Below are 20,266 nucleotides of genomic sequence, written 5' to 3' on the forward strand. Positions count from 1 at the left end.
ATAGGGCTTAAAAAGAGACTAAGGGAGTGACACTAATGGCAGTATTTCAGTTACAAGAACACATAAATCGTCATCTACCAGAGAGTCAGTTACCCATCCTTAGGATGAAGGCGGTTTCGAAGAGATTTTCCGGTGTCAAGGTGTTGGAAAACGTTAATATCGAACTCTATAAAGGGGAAGTTCATGCCTTGATGGGGGAGAATGGTGCAGGAAAATCTACTTTAATGAAGATCATGGCTGGAGTGTATCAGCCTGATGGAGGAACGATTGAGTATAAAAGTCAAGAAGTACATTGGAATAATCCAATGGAAGCAAGAAATAAAGGGATCAGTGTTATTCACCAAGAAATAAGCCTTTCACCAAATTTGTCCATTGGTGAGAATATTATGATGGGGACAACATTTAAGAAAAATAGGCTGGGCTTAATAAAATGGAATGATATTTATGAAAATGCAGCCCAAGTTTTAAAATCCATAGGATCTTCCTTAGATCCTCGGGCGGATGTTTCCACCTTAAGTGTGGCCCAACAACAAATGGTAGAAATTGCTCGTGCTTTATCACTTAATTCTGAGATTTTAATTATGGATGAACCGACGGCATCTCTGACAGATAAAGAAATAGAAAAGCTTTTTGGCATCATTGAAGAATTAAGAAGAAAAGGCGTAGCTATTGTTTATATCTCTCATCGAATGGATGAGATTTTTAAAATTTCAAATCGCTTTACAGTGCTTAGAGACGGTCAATGGGTGACAAGTGGACCAATTTCGGATACAAATCCCGAGAATCTAGTAAAACTTATGGTAGGAAGAGAGTTAAATGAACTATTTGTAAGAGAAAGAACCGAAAGTGTTGTTAGGTCTGGACAAAAACCTGCCCTTGAGTTAAAAAATGTTTCTGATAAGAAGTTTGTAAAGGGGATATCGCTGAAAATTTACCCTGGTGAAATTGTGGGCTTAGCAGGCCTTGTCGGTGCGGGACGGACTGAGTTGGTAAGAACAATCTTTGGACTATCCGAACTGTCTGAGGGCCAAATAATTTTGAATGGCCAGCAGGTTCATATAAAAAGTCCTATTGACGCAATAAAACTTGGCATTGCTCATGTTCCTGAGAGCAGGAAGGAACAGGGGTTATTACCAAATTTATCTGTAAAAGAAAATATACTGATGGCACAATTGCCAACCTATCGTAAATTTAAACTATTGCAGTATAAGCAAATGAATCGTGATGCGGATCGATATATTAAAGAACTTGGAATACGAACGGCATCAAAGGAACAAAATGTTATGGGCCTTAGCGGAGGAAATCAACAAAAGGTTGTTATTGCTAAATGGTTATCTATTGGTCCTAAAATACTGCTGCTTGACGAACCAACCCGTGGTGTAGACATAGGTGCAAAGACCGAGATTCATAAAATCATAAGTAAATTGGCAAAACAAGGGCTTGCTGTATTGATGATTTCTTCTGAATTACCAGAAATATTAGGAGTTAGTGATCGGATTTTAGTGATTCACGAGGGGAAACTCAGAGCTGAATTATCTCGTGATGAAGCTACACAAGAAAAAATTATGTACTATGCTACAGGAGAGGTTAAACAATGAATACAAACTTACAAATGTCAAGTCCATCCGTAGTTTCATTCAAGAAACGGTCAAAACAGATTTTTAATCAGCTGGGCATGGTTATAATTCTTGCCTTATTAATCATAGTTATGATTGTTGTTGCCCCGAATTTCACGGACTCAAGTAATATCTTAAACGTACTAAAGCAGAGTTCAATCACTGCCATTCTGGCAGCTGGGATGACTGTAGTTATATTAACAGGAGGAATTGATTTATCGGTAGGCTCAACCCTTGCATTGAGCGGTGTTATATCTGTATTACTATCAAATGCCGGAACTCCTCCAGTTATCGCTATGTTAGCAGGAGTTGCTGTAGGATATGTTGCTGGGGCTATTAATGGATTTTTAACAGCTGTACCTAAGTTGCCTTCCTTTATCGTGACGCTTGGAAGTATGACCTACCTGAGGGGGTTGGCTTATGTTATAACCGGAGGATATCCTGTAGTTTTGGCATCAAAGCAGTTCAAGTTTATTGGAGCAGGTGACATTCTGGGGATTCCTACTCCTATCTATGTGATGGCGATTGTTTATATTATTATGTTAATCGTTTTAAAGTATACGATGTTCGGGCGACATGTTTATGCTATTGGCGGTAATGAAGAAGCTGCCCATCTTACAGGGATTAAAGTTAATCGCACCCTGATTAATGTATATTCCATCAGTGGCTTATTGGCCGGTGTTAGTGGCGTTGTGATGGCAGGACGATTGTTCTCAGGTCAGCCCATGGTAGGAATAGGATTTGAGCTAGATGCGATAGCAGCTGTTGTACTAGGTGGTACTAGTTTTGTAGGAGGACGTGGCCGTATACAAGAAACAATCATTGGGGTTTTGATTGTGGCTGTGTTAACGAATGGAATGACTTTGCTTAACGTGGAATATTACTGGCAACAAGTTGTAAAAGGGATCGTTATTGTTATTGCCGTGCTTCTTGATAGATTACGAAGCAGAACTTAAATAGTTACTTCCAAATAAAAAGCCAGAAGAGTAGTCTTCTGGCTTAATAAATTCTAGAATTTAGGAGAGGTTCAAATGTATGATGTAGTAGCTCTTGGAGAGTTATTAATTGATTTAACTCCTTATAACTCTTCTCAGTCTGGTAAAGTTGTCTTTGAAAGAAATCCTGGTGGTGCCCCGGCCAATGTGTTATCGGGCTTAACCAAATTAGGCAAGAAGACTTGTTTCATTGGTAAGGTAGGAGATGATCAATTTGGACATTATTTAAAGCAAGTTTTATTAGATACAAACATATGCTGCAAAGGATTATCCTTTACCCAAAATGCAAATACTACGCTGGCATTTGTTCATTTAAATGAAAATGGTGACCGTTCATTCAGCTTTTATCGAAATCCCGGCGCGGATACCAAGTTAACAGAGGATGACATTAATGAAAATATTATAGCTCAAACCAAAATTTTTCATTTTGGATCTCTTTCTCTAACTAATGAACCAGCCGCCACTACCACTCTAAAGACAGTCCAAGTAGCAAAAGAACAAGGGAAAGTTGTTTCCTATGATCCTAATTTAAGGGCTTTGCTTTGGAAGAATCTAGAGCATGCAAAGAAAATGATTAAAGAGGGATTTAAATATGCAAACATCGTAAAGCTTTCGGAGGAAGAGTTGGAATTCATTACTGGAAAGGCAGATTTAGAAAAAGGAACAAGACAACTCGTTGAACAGTATAACACAGAACTTATATTTGTCACTTTAGGAGCAGAAGGATGTTTTTATCGAAAAGGGGAGAACGTAGGGAAATTTAAATCCTTCAAAGTGAATCCAGTTGATACAACAGGTGCGGGTGATGGCTTCTTTAGTGGTGTTTTATATAAATATTTAGAAAAAAATAAATCTATTGCTGATTTAAATATGAATGATATGGAAGAAATTATTATATTTGGAAATGCAGTTGGAGCAATTGTTACAACAAGGAAAGGTGCGATATTAAGCATGCCTTGCATGGAAGAAGTTAAGAAACTAATGGATAATCAAAATTAGTAACTGTTTTACATGCTGCCTTTTATCCAACTTTTTGATTGGCTTTGTCGGTACTAAAACTATTCTGAATTACAGGAAAGAGAGGAAGTCGTAACATTAACAGATGCTTCAAAATAAATAGTTTTTATCCGTATGAAAATTTATTTGCTGTTACAGAAAAACTATAGCTAAGATAGTCCATTCTAGTGAAAGAGATGGTAAACCCACCAACATCTATTTGTATTGCCAATTATAGTCCACGCATGTTGAGTGCTGTGCGTTGATCGATTTAATTAAATAGCTGGAACGCCCCTCAATCGTTAGACTCGACTTACGACGGAGGGGTGTTTTTATAGCCAAGCTTCTTTTAAAAGCTTCACTCCTAGTTGTATTTCATCATTGGTAAGATTACTGAACCCAAGTTTAATAATTGGTTCATTGGAATGATTTTTTATGAAATAGATGGAGGTAGGAAACACTTTAACCCCATAAATGGAAGCGCGCTCGATTAACCATTCTTCTGAACGATTTAGATGTACCTTAACTAATACGTACAATCCAGACTGCTCCCCAATAATGGATATATTTTGTTTGAAATGTTCCTTTAATTCTGAAACTAAGTACTGCATTTTTCGCTTATAAACAAGACGCATTCGTTTAATATGGCGATTCCATTCTCCCTCCTCCATAAATTTAGCCATTGTAAGCTGGCTAAGAAGTGAAGTGGTACTCTCGAAATGAAGAAATTGATTTTTATAACGGTTTAAAAGTTCCTCTGGTAGCACCATATAACTTAGACGGATTCCTGGAAGAAAGGATTTTGAGAAATTCCCTAGGTAAATGACTTTTTTTGAATCCATGGAAGCAAGTGCTGGAAATGGTTGTTGCGTATAGCGAAATTCACTATCATAATCATCTTCAATAATATATCCATGCATCTTGTTAGCCCAATGTATAAGCATTTGTCTTTGCTGAATGGACATGCTGACTCCTATTGGACTTTGATGGGAGGGGGTTACATAGATTAACTGTGACCTCGTTTGTTCTAATTGTGAAAGATCAGTTCCTGTTTCATAAACTGGCAAAGTTTCAAACATAAAATGATGGAATTGAAAAGCTTCCCTTGCACCATCGTAACCAGGGTCTTCAACTATAATACTCTGGAATTCATCCTTCAATATATGTCCAAGGTATACAAGCATTTGTTGGGTACTACTTCCGATAATAATTGCTTTTGCATTTGTTTTCACTCCGCGTGATTGGAATAAATACGTGGAGATTTGTTCGCGCAAGGTTATTTCCCCAAATGGTTCTCCATATCGAAAACTATCCTGTGATGTTAATACTTGATTGGCAATTCTTCTCCAAATTTTCAGTGGAAAATGTGTTTGATCAACGGCATCTGCCCTGAAATTCACTATCGGAGGTTTCTTGGACTCTGTTTGCTTTTTATTATGAGAGATTAATGCGTCCTGAGATATTAGGGGTTCTAACTCATTTACCAAATACCCTTTTCGGCCCTCTCCACGAATATACCCTTCAGCAACAAGTTGTTCATATGCCATTAATGTTGTATTACGGCTTACATGTAAGGAATCAGCAAGCCCCCGGATGGAGGGCATTTGCTCATTCGCCAAAATGTCTCCTTGTTCAATAAATGATTTAAATTTCTCGTAGATTTGTTTGTATTTTGGGGAATTATCTTTAAAAGTAAAAATGGTATTATTCATTTGCATTCCCTCTGACATGTATATTTGTTAGTTATTGTACCTTTTTTTATGTCAGTTTGTATAATATTATTTTTTTATCGGAAGCTTATTTTATTAAAATTAATTTAAAAGTTGAAAGGATGATTATTGTGTACATTCTTGATTACAAAAGATTTGTTACGGAACTTGAAAAATCAGATGAACAAGCGGAAATTCAAGTTGCCGAGTGGATGCGTGAGCAATGGAAAGGGTTGTTTGAATGATTAGTTTAATTATAACGGCTTGTGTTCTTGGATTTGTTTACAGTGCAGCCCCTGGAGCGGTTAACACAGAAGCGTTACGAAGGGGATTAAAAAGGGGATTTATGCCAGCGTTCTCCGTGGAGATTGGAGCTTTACTAGGTGATTTGCTCTGGGCTGTTGTCGGGCTAACAGGTGTGGCATTAGTTTTTCACTTTTTGGCAGTACAAATCATTTTGGGGATTGCTGGTGCCGCCTTTTTACTCCGAATGGCATGGATGTCCTTTTTGGACGCTCGTAAACCCATTGATTTGAATCAATCAGGAACGAAAGAACAACGGGATTTTTTGACGGGGATTGTGTTTTCAATTGCCAATCCATTTGGAATTGCGTTTTGGGGCGGGATTGGCGGAGGATTTGCAGCTCGTATTACAGGCATGCCGTTAATGGATAAGCTGGTGATTTTGTTTGTTGGTTTTGCTGCTGGTGCTTTTGCATGGTGTGTTGGAATATCTTTGTTGGTCGCTTGGTCCCGGAAATTTATTGGAGAGAAGCTTTTGCGCGGGATCTTTACATTATCGAGTTTGGCGATGGCATATTTTGCTCTGGAAATGTTATGGAGTTTGATTCACAGTACGATTTATCCGATGTTTTCAACGCGTACACAGTTGAAGATAACTAAGTAAGAACTCGTTAAACTTAATTAGGCAACGCGGTGTATACCTGATCAGCGTTTCTTCATCATAAAAGATAATAAATAAAAAATGAAATGGGGGGACATTTTGCCTTGATTTATCAATGAAAATGATTTTGGTCGTTATTCCCTCATTTGCCCTCATTCTAATTAGTTTGGGGGATTTTTTTGTTAAGGCGGGATAACAATTACTCCGAACGAAAATTCTTTGCTATAGTATAACTGTCCTTTTTTAAGAGGTTTGTTATATTTAAATAATTTAATTAAAATGTCGGAAAATAAAAATATAATAGATTTTTCCGAATTTTCTATTTGCTAATATTCATATTACATTGATAGAATTACATATTTGCATTGCAAACTTATCAGTATGGAGGAGTTTTTATATTTATTAAATAGGCTGAATTTAAATGCCAAAAATTAATACTTTAATAAAGTTTAATACTTGTGATATATTAATAAAGTAATATTTATTCTATTAAAAATAATCTAAAAAATAGGGGTGCTTTGAGTGAAGAAATTTGGTTTATTTAGTTTATTTTTAATTCTTACTATCTTTATCGCAGCTTGCGGAAGTAAGGAAACAACAGGAGAGAAAGCGGATAGTGAAAAGGTATATAAAATAGGCGTGGATACCACTTACCCTCCATTTGAATATAAAGATGGAAATGATTATAAGGGTATCGATATTGATTTGATCAATGCAATTGCGAAAAATCAGGGCTTTAAGATTGAACTTAATCCAATGGATTTTGGCGGAATTATTCCAGCGATGCAAGCTAACCAGCTTGATGTAGCTATTGCTGGCATGAGCATTACAGATGAAAGAAAAAAGGTAGTAGACTTCTCAACTCCGTATTTTGATGCGGGCTTAACTGTTGTTGTTAAAAAAGATAATTCAACTATTAAGTCAGTTAATGACCTTAAAGGAAAAACTGTTGCTGTTAAAAAAGGTACAACAGGTGCGAAATATGCACAAGATAATACATCGAAACTAGGAATTAAAGTTGTTCAATTTAACGACAGCCCTGCAATGTTCCAGGAAGTTTCTAATGGAAATGCAGATGCACTTATTGAAGACTACCCAGTTATCTCTTACGCTATTGCTCAAAAGGATCTTGGTTTGAAAATTGTGGGTGACCGATTAAATGGCGACCAATATGGAATTGCTGTTTTGAAAGGCCAAAACAAGGATTTAATTGAAAAAATTAATAAAGGTCTTGCTGAACTCAAAAAAGATGGAACATATGATAAAATTGTGAAATCTTATCTTGGTGAATAATATAGTTAAAAGGCGCGCATAAAAGCGCGCTTTCTTCTTGAAAGGGGATGAAACAGTGGACGTAATTACTGCATCTTTACCGATATTATTAAAAGGACTTCAAGTCACAATTTATATATTTGTTATTGCCATTATTCTAGGTTTTTTAATTGGTCTAGTGATGGCCTTGTTCAGGCTAGCACCTATTAAAATCTTGAATTGGATTGCTAAGGTGTATGTTGATGCAATTCGAGGAACACCATTCATCGTACAGCTATTTTTTATTTATTTTGGAGTGAATTCCCTACATTTGATTTCCTTGAACAGTACAACGGCCGGTATCATCACCGTTGCCATTAACGCAGGGGCATATTTTGCAGAAATTATCAGAGCAGGAATTCAATCGATCGATAAGGGACAAACTGAAGCAGCTAGATCGATTGGTTTTACTGGAGCGCAAACCATGCGCTACGTAGTCCTGCCTCAGGCTTTCAGAAGAATGCTGCCTACCATTACGAACCAATCCATTATTAGTTTAAAAGACACTTCCCTATTATCCGTTATTGGTATTGCAGATTTAACACAGCAGGGTCAAATTCAGGCTTCAGCAACTTTTGAAGCATTTAAGATTTGGCTGGCTGTAGGTGTAATTTACTTTATCATCATTTATTTGTTAACCCTTCTTGCTAATTTTGTTGAAAGGAGGATTCAGGTTAGATGAGCATTATTACAGTGAAAAACTTAAGAAAATCCTTCGGGAATCTAGAGGTATTAAAAGATATTAATGCAGAAATACAGGAAAAAGAAGTAATATGTGTAATTGGTCCTTCTGGATCAGGTAAGAGTACATTCCTTCGCTGCCTAAATCGCCTAGAAGAGATCTCAGGTGGTGAGGTAGTCATAAACGGACATAATATCACGGACCCCAAAATTAATATCAATAAAGTAAGACAAGAGGTTGGAATGGTATTCCAACAATTTAATCTTTTTCCTCATAAAACCGTTTTAGAAAATATCACTTTAGGACCTATTAAAATTCTTTCTATTGATAAAGCGCAAGCTGAAAAAACAGCCCTTGAATTACTTGTAAAGGTTGGGCTTAAAGAAAAAGCAAACAGCTATCCAGGTGAGCTATCTGGTGGACAAAAACAGCGGGTTGCCATCGCGAGAGCATTGGCAATGAATCCAAAAATCATGCTCTTTGACGAACCGACTTCTGCACTTGACCCGGAAATGGTCGGGGATGTTTTAGAGGTTATGAAGCAGCTTGCTAAAGAAGGAATGACGATGGTAGTTGTTACACATGAAATGGGATTTGCCCGTGAAGTTGGAGATCGTGTTATCTTCATGGATGGAGGGTATATCGTAGAAGAAAATGAACCGAATCAGTTATTCGGTGACCCACAGCATGAAAGAACGAAGGCTTTCTTAAGTAAGGTGCTATAAGCAAAAATAACAGGGTAATATAAAAAGGGGAGCCTCAAAGTAAAATAACTTTTGAGGTTCCCCTTTTTTATATAAAGTCTGCAATACTATTTGCCCGACTGGAACATATAGGTTGGGCATCGCAAGTTTCATTGATGAAAATGCTAGTGTTGGCAGTTTATTGTATATAATACTTGTCTTTCAGTAAATTAAACTTAAAATAAAGTAAGGAAAGGTGTGAACTTATGGAAGATAAACGTTTTAGAATTGCACACCGAGAAGCAAAGATAGGTGTCATTCTTGTGATAATTAACTTTGCTATTTGGTATGGATTTGCGTACGGTCTTGGAAGGCAGGACCCGACGACATATACATACATCCTCGGTTTTCCGGCATGGTTCTTTTATAGCTGTATTGCTGGTACAATCTTTATGATAGTGTTAATCGCCATCGTCATGAAATTCTTCTTTTCCGAAGTTTCACTTGAGGAGGAAGATGAAGAATGCACTGGCAAGTAATCATTCCACTTGCATTATTCCTTGTCATTATTTTCTTAATTGGCTTTTGGGCAAATGCGCGTGTCCGACAATCAGACTCGTTCCTATCGGATTATTTCCTTGGTGGACGTGAAATGGGTGGCTTCCTGCTCGCAATGACCATGATGGCGACATATGGAAGTGCGTCAAGCTTTATTGGTGGTCCTGGTGTAGCGTATCAAACAGGTCTAGGATGGGTGCTGCTTGCAATGGCTCAATTACCTGCAGGGTATTTTGTCTTGATGATTCTAGGGAAAAAGTTTGCGATTATTGCACGTAAATATGAGGTAATTACGTTAATTGACTTCCTAAAAGCTCGTTATCAATCCAATGCGATTGTGCTGCTTTCTGCAATTGCTATTTTTGTTTTTTTATTCGCATCGATGACAGCGCAATGGGTTGGTGGAGCACGATTAATCGAGTCCTTAACTGGGTTACCTTACCGGGGTGCCTTGCTCATCTTTGCCGTAGCGGTACTTGTATATGTAATTATTGGCGGCTTTGCGGCTGTTGCATTAACAGATGCACTGCAGGGTTCCGTTATGATTATAGGCACAGTCATTCTCCTTGTAGCGGTTACCATTAAAGGAGGCGGGGTTTCTGCCATTATGGCAAATCTTGTTGCAGAAAATCCAAATTTTGTTTCGCCATATGGTGCAGATTCAAGCCTTTCACCGCTTTATGTATCAACCTTCTGGATTTTAATTGGAATCGGTGTAATTGGCTTGCCGCAAATTGCCGTTCGTGCTATGAGCTATAAAGATTCAAAAGGAATGCATCGGGCAATCATTATTGGAACCATTGGGATTGGGACCATTATGTTTGGGATGCATTTAATTGGAGTATTCGGACGTGCGGTGATTCCAGGGATTGAAATTGGCGATAAAGTGATGCCAACATTAACGCTCGATATTTTACCGCCTGTTCTTGCTGGAATTGTATTAGCTGCACCAATGGCAGCCATTATGTCAACGGTAAACGCCTTATTAATTTTAGTAAGCTCGACGCTTGTAAAAGATGTATATTTAAATTTTATTAAACCAAGTGCAAAAGATGCTGATATTAAACGTATGAGCTTTATTGTGACAACAGTTGTCGGAATTGCCGTTGTGTTATTTGCATTAAATCCGCCAAATCTATTAATTTGGCTAAACTTATTTGCATTTGGCGGGCTAGAATCGGCATTTTTATGGGTCGTGGTGTTAGGTCTTTATTGGAAAGGTGCCAATAAATACGGAGCGATTACTTCGATGATTGTCGGACTTGTTTCGTATGTTTATATTTATCACTTCCATATTAATTTATTTGGTATGAATAGTGTAACAATCCCTATCGTTGTATCACTTCTTGTGTTTGTACTTGTCAGTATGTGGACCAAGCATTTGGTTAAACAACCAAATAGGTTTTAAAATGATTTTGATAAGAAACTATAATAGCTGATAAAAAAGACCATCTCAAAAGCCATCATTACGGCGACCTGAGATGGTCTCTTATTCTTACTTTGAATTGAAAGAATCTTAGTTCTACCCTTATTTAACCATGCCTAATCTATTAACGGAAGTCTGCTTTAAATTCACCAGTAATTTTTTGGTGGCCGTTATTTTCCTCAAATGATTGCTCTTGTTCTAAGTCGAAACGGTTCATAATCGGTAAATCGTTAACTGAGAATAGGTAAGAGTCTTCTGATGCAGAGTGTTCATACCAAGCCCAGTTAGGAACAACGAAGTAATCGCCTTTTTTCCAATCGAAGCGAATGCCGTCAATTACTGTGAAACCTTCACCCTTGTGTACTTGGTATACAGTTGAGTGTGTATGACGTAATGCCTTTGTTTGGAAACCTTTTGGCAAATGCTGCATTCTAGTGCCAAGTGTCGGGTTAGCAGATTTACCTGTAGAGGGGTTAATGTATTCAACTGCATATCCATGGTGTGGATTTGGATCGAATTCCATCAGGCCTTTAATTCCTTCTACAGTGCGATCCCATTTATAATTAGCAAGTGGTGCAACCGTGAACTTATCATCACCAACAGGACGTACCATGCCGCCGCGATAACGTCTCTCTGTAAAATTATCTGGAATATCTGGTTGTTGCAGGCCATCTTCATAAGGTTCAAAGAATGTACCGCCGATTGAATAAATAGTCGGAATATCTAAGGCATCCATCCAATACATAGGCTCTGTACCCAAATGTGCATGCCCATGCCATAAGTTCTTTGGCGTAATTAAAAAGTCGCCTTCCTCCATGAAAATACGCTCACCCTGTACGATCGTGTATGCACCCGATCCTTCAGAAATGAAGCGCAATGCACTTTGTGAGTGACGGTGAGATGGAGCTTTTTCACCAGGCAATAACATTTGTACCGCAGCATAAATCGTTTGAGTTGTAGATCCCCATCCCCAAGGTTCACGATATGTTAAACCAGGATTTTGGAAATATATCGCACGACGTTCACCGCCGCGTTCTGGTGTGAAGATTTGAGCTGCTTCAGTCATTTTCTTTTTGATTAATTCATCGCTCCAAAGATAAGCTTGTGCTTGAGGCTTTGGCGTTTTGTGCATAATTGCTGGAATTGCTTCCCAAAGAGGTCCTAAGTTGTATTGTTGAATATCTTTTGTGTAATCGGTTACAATTGAACTTTTCATAAATTCCTGAACTTCTTGATTTACTTCAGCCATTTCACATTCTCCTCTACTATTCAAATATATAGGGAAAAGGGGAGTAGCGTGTATGCTACTCAACCCTTTTGTATCTTCTAATTAAACAGTGGCTACCACTTCTGTTGCCTTTACCTTATTTTCAAGAGCGCCAATTTGATCGATTTCGATCCGAACTACATCCCCATCTTTTAAGAATTGCGGAGGATTCATCGCAACTCCAACGCCCCCAGGAGTTCCTGTTAATACAACATCGCCTGGCTCTAACGTCATTAAATTTGATAAGAAAGCTACTAATTTTTGAACGGTGAATACTAGATTGGCAGTATTCGTTTTTTGACGTACTTCACCATTTACTTTTAAGACAACATCTAAGCCGGATGGATTAGGTATTTCATCGGCAGTTACTAAATATGGTCCCATTGGTGCACTGCCTTCTACTGTTTTTCCTTGCAGCCATTGAAGAGTGCGACGTTGAATATCACGATAGGTTACGTCATTTGTAATGGTATAACCTGCTACATAGTCTAATGCATCCTCTTCGGAAACATTGCGAGCTTGTTTTCCTACAACAAAAGTAAACTCTGCTTCATAGTCAAGCTGGTCAGAAATTGGATAGTGGGGGATAGCGTCCTCTGGTCCTAAGATGGTATTAGCAAATTTCGCAAAGATAACTGGGTTCGAAGGGATTTCCCGGCCCATTTCTAAAATGTGCTCTCGGTAGTTGTGACCAACGCAAATAATTTTGCCTGGACGCTGCACAGGTGCTTCTACTTTAACATCATCGAGATTGTAAACCACTTTTTTATCAAAGCTTTCAGGATTAGCTAAAATGAAATCAACGGCACTTTCTGCTAGTTTCAGTGATTCCTTACCACCTTGGTATAACTCATCTGTATTATTTGGTACATATGCTTTTGCGATCGCTTCGTATCGGTATTTTCCTTCTGCTTTTAACTGTGCTTGATAAGCATAGTTTAAGTCGATCACTTTATTATCAACGATTGCCCCTGCACGTGTATGCCCTGCGGCTGTAAAATTTATAAGTTTCATTGTTATCCTCCTCGTTTCCACCAATTGTAAACTTTGTTCACTATTTATAAAAAATATAATTCAACTTTTAAGGATTGTCAATATTATTTGTTTTCAGAAAAATATGCTTTCAGAAAAATAACTAGTTTGATTGGACTTTAATATAGAAGTAAGGATTAGAAGTTTCTAAATTTTTCAACTTTTGTATTGACGAAATAGTGAAAAATGATTTAAAGTTTACTTATCAGGAACACTGTTCTCTATTTATAGAAAGTAACAACTTAATTGGGGGTAATTTTCAATGGCTAATGTAAGCGACATCATTATCGTCGGTGGAGGAATCGGCGGTTTAGCAGCAGCTCTATCAATCCAGGAAACTGGAAAATCAATCGCAGTTTTTGAGCAGGCACCTGAATTTGGGGAAATAGGTGCAGGGATTCAGTTGGCACCAAACGCGTTAGAAGTTTTAGACCGGCTGGGTGTAAAGGAGGAAATTGTGAAATATGCGGTGTTCCCAAAACGTCTTGTACTAAAAGATGTGTATACTGCAAAAGAATTAGCAACTCTAGACTTAGGGGAAGCTTTCCAAAAAGAATACGGCCAACCCTATATCGTATTGCATCGCTCTGACTTGCACAGAGTCCTTTACGAAGCATGCCAAAAACGCGGTAATATTCAATTTTTTACAAACCAATGTATTCAAACTGCCGAACAAAATGGTGATACCGTAACTGTTGTCAACCAAAATGGTGAAACGTTTAGCGCAGAGGCAGTTATTGGTGCAGATGGGGTAAAATCAAAGCTTCGCAAACTGTTTATTGATGATGAACCAGTAAACTCAGCGTATGTAGCTTACCGTGGGGCCATTCCAATTGAAGAAATAGCTCATGGCACAAACTTAGACTTAGATGATGTAATCATGTGGATTGGACCAAACCTTCACATGGTACAATACCCAGTTCGCCGTGGTGAGCTTTATAATCAGGTAGTAGTATTTAAATCATATGATGCTACAGTGGAAGACTGGGGAACACCAGAAGAAATGGCACGTCGTTTTGAAAATAGTCATCCAAAAGTGCAAAATGCATTAAATTACATTAACCGCCAATTCCGCTGGCAAATGTATGACCGTGAACCTATCGAAAATTGGACAAAAGGCAAAATTACATTATTAGGTGATTCTGGTCATGCTATGCTTCAATATTTAGCTCAAGGCGGCGTTCAAGCACTTGAAGATGCGTTCGTACTGGGAGAAGAACTAAAAAGACATAATTCTTACGAAGAAGCCTTTAAAACATACCAGGAAGTTCGAATTCCACGTGCTTCAATGGTTCAAAGATCGGCTCGGAAATGGGGCGAAACGATTCACGCAGTGGATCCGCTTACCATCCTGCTTCGTGACCGTCTTTTCGAGCAGCACAAACCAACGGATTACCACAATGTTGATTTCCTATATGGCTATTTCAATAAGAATTATCAGCGTGTAGATAGCTAATTTACAACTTTTCGCAAAGAAAAACGCGTTAGAGCTAACTCTAGCGCATTTTCTTTGCAACCGTATATTCTGAACATTTTTTACCTAATTGAAGGAGGACATATCTATGACAACAGCGGTACTAAATGAAAAATTGGAATTGTTTAAAAAGGGTATTGAGGATATTGTAGCAATATTGAAAAATACGGAAGAGGAGACACTTTATGTGAAACCTTCTGAAAATGAATGGTCAGCCATGCAAATTGTTTCTCATATTTTAGAAGCTGTAGATTTTTGGGTTGCAGATTTGGAAGCACTGTTGGTAGTTCCAGGAGCAAAATGGGGACGTAATCATGAACATGTGCGTCGTTTAGCTGCAGTAAATGAAGAGATTGTATCCCGTATAAATAAAGATGATGCCATAAATGCATTACAAAACTTAGTCCCTAAAGTAGAAGAAGCACTTGTAAAAGTTAAAGAAGAGGATCTAGTGAAAACAGCTCCAAGTTATAATCCAAACTTTGACGGAAAACCGTTATCATTTTTAGTCGACCACTTAATTGTTAAGCATTTTTTGGGGCATTATGGACAAATTGTCCGTCACTTGGAAAAAATTCAATAAGAAGCCACCGATGCCACGGGGATTCTATTGGCACATAGAGACCAACTCAAAAGCAGATTGCTTCCTGGGCGGGTCTCTTTTTCTCTAATTAGGGCTTTTGCAAAAGTATTTTGGAGAATCTCTTGAAATATTGATTTTCTGGTCGTAAAGTCAATTTATGGATTAAAATAACTATATGAAAAAGGCTTAACAAACTAGGAGGAGAAGAATGATTTCAGAACAATACAAGAATATGTTAAAAGGTAAATCTATTATTAGAGAACTAGCTGAATTTGCCGCAGCCCGCGGTGAAGAAATAGGTTATGAGAATGTATTTGATTACAGTTTGGGAAATCCATCTGTCCCCGTTCCGAAAGAATTTACGAAGACGATGATGGATTTGTTGACCAGTAAAAGTCCTGCAGAACTTCACGGCTATAGTCCTAGTTTAGGAATTCCTTCTGTCAGAAAAAAAATAGCCCAATCATTGAATCGCCGGTTTCATATGAATTACACTGAGAATCATATTTTTATGACAAGTGGTGCTGCGGGAGCAATTGCCCATGCAGTACGCTGCGTAACACAACCTGGGGACGAAGTTCTGACATTTGCTCCATTTTTCCCAGAATACCATCCATATATAGATATAACAGATGCGGTACTGAAAGTAGTTCCTCCCAATTCAGAAGATTTTCAGGTAAACTTTTCTTTGTTCGAAGAAATGTTGACGGAGAAAGTATCTGCCGTTTTGATTAACTCTCCAAACAATCCATCGGGAGTGATCTATTCAACGGCAACCATTCAAAAACTATCAGATCTTCTTCGCAAAAAGGAACAAGAATACGGACATGAAATTTTTATTATCTCTGATGAACCATACAGGGAGATTGTATTTGAAGGGGTAGAAGCTCCTTATGTGTCAAACTATTATGACAACACACTATCCTGTTACTCCTATTCTAAATCCCTTTCACTGCCGGGGGAACGGATTGGCTATATTGCGGTAAATCCTGCCTGCATAGATTCTGACCTAATTGTCAGTATGTGCGGACAGATTTCAAGGGGCATAGGACATAACTGCCCGCCTTCCATTATTCAACTTGCTGTTTCCGAAGTTGTGGATTTAACGAGTGATATGTCTGTTTATGAAACAAATATGAACTTGATTTATAACAAATTAGTAGAATTGGGAATTACCTGTGTGAAACCGGGCGGGACATTCTATATTTTCCCAAATGCGCTTGAGGAAGATGCTAAAGTATTCTGTCAGAAGGCATTAAAATATGATTTGATTCTGGTTCCGGGCGATAGTTTCGGGTGTCCGGGCTATTTCCGAATGGCCTATTGCATCGACACAGAAAAAGTGGAACGCTCACTGCCGGCATTGGAGAAGTTTATAAAGAGTGAATATAAAATTTGATTCTTTGCCAGGGGACTGACCCTAGAAAAAGTAAAACCAAGGGACAGTCCCTTGGTTTTATTTTTTCTAATAATTTACTGATTTGCCGAATCCGCCGGCACGTCAAGGCCAATAGACACGTTATCCAGCTTATCTTTTTTTGGTATCGCAATATCATACGGCACATCGCTATGTCCGTAACTGCGATGAATCATCATATACAGTAAACCAATACCCACAACTATAACTCCTGAAAGGAGCACGATATAGTTATCATACCAAGGTGCATCCGGCGTTCTTGGCCAACACATGTTGACCATTGCAATGATTCCATAAACAAGCGCACCGATATTTACAGGTAATCCCCATTTGCCCAACTGATACTTACCACTTGGCTTCCATCCTTTTAATCTAGCACGAAGTGCAGCAAAGACAACCAGTTGGAATCCAAGATAAATGCCAAATGCAGCAAAACTGATTACCTTTGTAAGTGCATCTGTAGACACTTTTGAACCAAGAACAATAAGGGCTGGGACAAAAGCTGCAAGAAGCAGAGAATATGGTGGAATGTGACGAGCAGCCGAAAACTTCTTTAACAAACGACTTCCGATAATCATGTCATCTCGTCCATACGAATAGGCAAGCCTGCTTGCTGCTGCCTGTAGACTCATTACACATGAAAGGAAAGAAATCAACACAACACCCAGTACAATCTTGGCGCCAACAGCACCAAATGCAGCGTTTAGTAAAGTATCAACAGGGGTTACATCCTTACCAGCGATAACTGCCGGGATATCAGCAACTGAAAGTACTAAAGCAAGGCAAACAAAAGTTGCTGCAGCACCGCCAATGTAAATCGTCCGACGCATTGCCTTTGGGATCAGAACACCCGGATTTGGTACTTCTTCTGCAACGTCACCACAAGCTTCGAACCCATAATATTGAAAAATTCCAATTAATCCAGCAGCTGCAAATGCATACATATAGCTATGACTACCTTGAGCTCCGAAAGAATCAAAAAGCACATCAAGGCCGTGAACCCTTTGTGTGAAAAGTAACCAAAATCCAACTACAAGCGCACCAATTAGTTCTGCTGCAAAACCAATAACTGCTGCAGCTGCGAGAACCCTTGTTCCAAGAAAATTAATGATCGTCGAAAGTGCAAGAAGAACTAATGCACATAGAATCGTGGAATTCACCGAAGGATTAAAACCCATCACTTGTGATAGATAAGGTCCAGCTCCGTATGCAACACTGGCAATTGTCACAAGCAAAGCCATTAAGTAAACCCAGCCCGTTATCCATGCCCACTTGCGCCCCCATAATCTTCGTGCCCAAGGATAAACTCCCCCAGCAACAGGGTATTGCGCAACAATCTCACTGAAGACAAGTGCAACTAGTAATTGCCCTAGGCCAACAATGAGAAAACTCCAAATCATTGGTGGGCCACCTTGTGCTAGTGCGTAGGCAAATAGTGAATATACACCTACTACGGGAGAAAGGTAAGTGAATCCAAGTGAAAAGTTTGCCCATGGACTCATGTCGCGGCGAAATTCAGATTCATAACCAAGGGATGCCAGTTGTGCAGCATCACTATCATGGTGTTCTGACGCATTTTTATTTAGATTTTCTTGCATATTTGAGCCTCCTTAAAATAGTAGATACATTCTTATATGCAATTACTGTGCCAGTATAAGACTATTGAAAATATTCAGTAAATTCAATTTAAAAAGATTCTTATACTCAAAACTAAATTTCAATTTTGATATTTTGTATTCAAATTTAAAATAAATTTAAGATGAGCGTTAGGAGTTTTATACCACAAAATTACAGTAAAGTCATGTGTTAAATATTGATATTTATGGGCCGAAAAAGGTGAATTGTTTATTTAACATAGATGGTCTATCAAGATTCATCAACCATTCTATTATTAGAAGAGTCTAGTGCTGTGAATGTAGAAGGGTGATGGATTGATAATTATTTTTATAGTTATTAGTGCATAATTTATTCATAACTTCATAGGATCGAGGGATTTTTAGCAAAAGGAGAGGGCGATTTAGAACATAGTGACTTTTAAATCACCCTCATTATAATATTATTTATTTATTGTCTGAAAACCAGCCTGTTGGTCCTACAGCAAGATTAATGTTAATTTGCTTCACTTCTTGGAATTCATCTAATCCAAATGTTCCAAGGCTCGAACCAATACCACTTTGTTTATACCCGTGCCATGGAGCTTCGTTATAGGTCGGGCCATAAGTGTTAATCCAAGTAATCCCAGCACGGACTTCTTTAATTACACGCATTGCTTTTGCACCATCAGAGGTGAATACACCGCCGGCAAGACCATAGATTGTGTCATTTGCTAGTTTAATGGCTTCTTCTTCATCCTTGAACTTTTGAATAACGGCAACAGGCCCGAAGATTTCTTCTTTTACGATACGCATTTCTGGCGTCACATCAATAAATACAGTTGGTTCAACAAAGAATCCTTTATCTAAACCATTTTCCGTTAGGCGATTTCCACCGCAAGCTAATGTTGCACCTTCATTTTTACCGATCTCAATATATTCTAGAATGGTATTAAGCTGAGCTGAACTTACAATTGCACCCATTTCGGAACCTTCTTCTAGTCCTGGTCCTACTTTGATATTTTTGGCACGTCTTACAAACTCTTTAACGAACTGGTCATAAATGCTTTCTTCCACAATAATTCGGCTTCCGGCAGAACATACTTGGCCAGATCCATAGAAAATACCCACTAATGCATTATCAATGGCAGCTTCAAAATCAGCATCAGCAAAAATAATATTTGGTGATTTTCCACCTAGTTCAAGAGAGATTTTTTTCAAATTGCCTGCAGCACTTCGCATGATACTTCTTCCTACCTCAGTACTTCCTGTAAACGAAACCATATCAACATCATGACTTGCTGCGATGACGTCACCAATGACAGATCCTTTTCCTAATACCAAATTCACAACACCTTTTGGAACTCCAACTTCATCAATAATTTCAACTAATTTTGTTGCTGTGATTGGAGTGACTTCAGCTGGCTTATAGACAATGGTGTTACCGGCTGCTAATGCAGGAGCAAATTTCCACACACTCATCAGGAATGGGAAATTCCAAGGAACAATTAATCCTGTAACTCCAACTGGTTCACGTACGACCATTGCTTGCACAGGATCCGCAACATGATAAGTTGCTCCATCTGGGGTTCTAATTAGACCTGCATAATAGCGGAAACATGATGCGGCATCAGATATATCAATATCAGCCTCAGCTTTAATTTTTCCGTTATCTTTTACCTCAAGTTCTACTAATTCATCGTGTTTTTCATCAATTTTGTCTGCAATTTTCAGTAGGTAATCCGCCCGTTCTTGTGCACTTATCTTAGACCAAACACCACTTTCGAAGGTTTCTTTTGCGGCTTTAATCGCTTCTTGTGTTTCTTCAATTGTTGCTCTAGGAGCTATAGCAATTAATTCACCATTTGCTGGATTAATTACCTTATTGGAATCTTGATTAGTAGAAAGTCTCCATTCACCATTAATAAACATTTTTAATTCTAATACTTGAGTGGCTGTTGTCATATGAATTGCCTCCTATTTATAGTAAGTTGATATAATGCACGCTTAAAGCGTAGTTA

At 38.3% G+C, this 20,266-nt stretch carries 17 protein-coding genes; 12 read left to right on the top strand and 5 right to left on the bottom strand.

Going from position 1 to position 20,266, the window contains the following annotated elements; all coding sequences use genetic code 11:
- Positions 1 to 35 precede the first annotated feature (35 nt).
- The 3 genes from RCG21_RS06530 (at position 36) to RCG21_RS06540 (ending at position 3,610) form a co-directional block, all read left to right on the top strand.
- Positions 36 to 1,598, top strand: coding sequence for a sugar ABC transporter ATP-binding protein (locus RCG21_RS06530; RefSeq protein WP_308913008.1), 1,563 nt, complete (start codon positions 36 to 38; stop codon positions 1,596 to 1,598).
- 14 nt (positions 1,599 to 1,612) lie between these two features.
- Positions 1,613 to 2,572, top strand: a complete 960-nt coding sequence (locus RCG21_RS06535) for an ABC transporter permease (RefSeq protein WP_372512590.1) — start codon at positions 1,613 to 1,615, stop codon at positions 2,570 to 2,572.
- Between the two features lie 75 nt (positions 2,573 to 2,647).
- Positions 2,648 to 3,610, top strand: coding sequence for a carbohydrate kinase family protein (locus RCG21_RS06540; RefSeq protein WP_308913009.1), 963 nt, complete (start codon positions 2,648 to 2,650; stop codon positions 3,608 to 3,610).
- Between the two features lie 329 nt (positions 3,611 to 3,939).
- On the opposite strand, the gene pdxR is transcribed toward RCG21_RS06540, so the two are convergent.
- Positions 3,940 to 5,319, bottom strand: coding sequence for a MocR-like pyridoxine biosynthesis transcription factor PdxR (gene pdxR / locus RCG21_RS06545; RefSeq protein ID WP_133337571.1), 1,380 nt, complete (start codon positions 5,317 to 5,319; stop codon positions 3,940 to 3,942).
- A 238-nt stretch (positions 5,320 to 5,557) separates the two neighbouring features.
- Between pdxR and RCG21_RS06550 the strand changes: the two genes are divergently transcribed.
- The 6 genes from RCG21_RS06550 to panF all read left to right on the top strand — a co-directional run bounded on the left by RCG21_RS06550 (position 5,558) and on the right by panF (position 10,862).
- Entirely contained in the window at positions 5,558 to 6,223 is a 666-nt protein-coding gene (locus RCG21_RS06550) for a LysE family transporter (protein ID WP_133337569.1), read from the top strand.
- Between the two features lie 519 nt (positions 6,224 to 6,742).
- Positions 6,743 to 7,513 carry a transporter substrate-binding domain-containing protein gene (locus RCG21_RS06555; RefSeq protein ID WP_133337567.1) on the top strand — a complete coding sequence of 257 codons (771 nt, stop codon included), beginning with the start codon at positions 6,743 to 6,745 and terminating at the stop codon, positions 7,511 to 7,513.
- Positions 7,514 to 7,568: 55 nt separating this feature from the next.
- Positions 7,569 to 8,213, top strand: coding sequence for an amino acid ABC transporter permease (locus tag RCG21_RS06560; protein ID WP_026573918.1), 645 nt, complete (start codon positions 7,569 to 7,571; stop codon positions 8,211 to 8,213).
- Positions 8,210 to 8,938 carry an amino acid ABC transporter ATP-binding protein gene (locus tag RCG21_RS06565; protein WP_133337565.1) on the top strand — a complete coding sequence of 243 codons (729 nt, stop codon included), beginning with the start codon at positions 8,210 to 8,212 and terminating at the stop codon, positions 8,936 to 8,938. The genes RCG21_RS06560 and RCG21_RS06565 overlap by 4 nt, the downstream gene beginning before the upstream one ends.
- Before the next feature lie 224 nt (positions 8,939 to 9,162).
- A complete protein-coding gene (locus RCG21_RS06570) occupies positions 9,163 to 9,435 on the top strand; it encodes a YhdT family protein (protein WP_133337563.1) in 273 nt (90 codons plus the stop codon).
- Entirely contained in the window at positions 9,420 to 10,862 is a 1,443-nt protein-coding gene (gene panF, locus RCG21_RS06575; protein ID WP_308913010.1) for a sodium/pantothenate symporter, read from the top strand. The genes RCG21_RS06570 and panF overlap by 16 nt, the downstream gene beginning before the upstream one ends.
- A gap of 142 nt (positions 10,863 to 11,004) precedes the next feature.
- Here the strand turns inward: panF and RCG21_RS06580 are convergent, their stop codons facing one another.
- Positions 11,005 to 12,129 (bottom strand): cupin domain-containing protein, encoded by a 1,125-nt coding sequence (locus RCG21_RS06580; protein ID WP_308913011.1) that lies wholly within the window; start codon positions 12,127 to 12,129, stop codon positions 11,005 to 11,007.
- An 81-nt stretch (positions 12,130 to 12,210) separates the two neighbouring features.
- Positions 12,211 to 13,161 (bottom strand): fumarylacetoacetate hydrolase family protein, encoded by a 951-nt coding sequence (locus RCG21_RS06585; protein ID WP_133337557.1) that lies wholly within the window; start codon positions 13,159 to 13,161, stop codon positions 12,211 to 12,213.
- A 280-nt stretch (positions 13,162 to 13,441) separates the two neighbouring features.
- On the opposite strand from RCG21_RS06585, the gene RCG21_RS06590 reads away from it, so the two are divergent.
- The 3 genes from RCG21_RS06590 (at position 13,442) to RCG21_RS06600 (ending at position 16,635) form a co-directional block, all read left to right on the top strand.
- Positions 13,442 to 14,635: an FAD-dependent monooxygenase gene (locus RCG21_RS06590; RefSeq protein ID WP_308913012.1), complete on the top strand. Its 1,194-nt coding sequence runs from the start codon at positions 13,442 to 13,444 to the stop codon at positions 14,633 to 14,635.
- Positions 14,636 to 14,741: 106 nt separating this feature from the next.
- Entirely contained in the window at positions 14,742 to 15,236 is a 495-nt protein-coding gene (locus RCG21_RS06595; protein WP_133337553.1) for a DinB family protein, read from the top strand.
- Positions 15,237 to 15,444: 208 nt separating this feature from the next.
- Complete coding sequence (locus RCG21_RS06600; RefSeq protein ID WP_308913013.1) at positions 15,445 to 16,635, top strand: pyridoxal phosphate-dependent aminotransferase; 1,191 nt, start codon at positions 15,445 to 15,447, stop codon at positions 16,633 to 16,635.
- A 74-nt stretch (positions 16,636 to 16,709) separates the two neighbouring features.
- Here the strand turns inward: RCG21_RS06600 and RCG21_RS06605 are convergent, their stop codons facing one another.
- Entirely contained in the window at positions 16,710 to 18,251 is a 1,542-nt protein-coding gene (locus tag RCG21_RS06605) for an APC family permease (protein ID WP_133337549.1), read from the bottom strand.
- A 462-nt stretch (positions 18,252 to 18,713) separates the two neighbouring features.
- Entirely contained in the window at positions 18,714 to 20,210 is a 1,497-nt protein-coding gene (locus RCG21_RS06610; protein ID WP_308913014.1) for an aldehyde dehydrogenase family protein, read from the bottom strand.
- Positions 20,211 to 20,266: the final 56 nt, after the last annotated feature.

The sequence above is a fragment of the Bacillus salipaludis genome, from assembly GCF_030938565.1.
GTDB classification, from domain to species: Bacteria; Bacillota; Bacilli; order Bacillales; family Cytobacillaceae; genus Neobacillus; species Neobacillus salipaludis_A.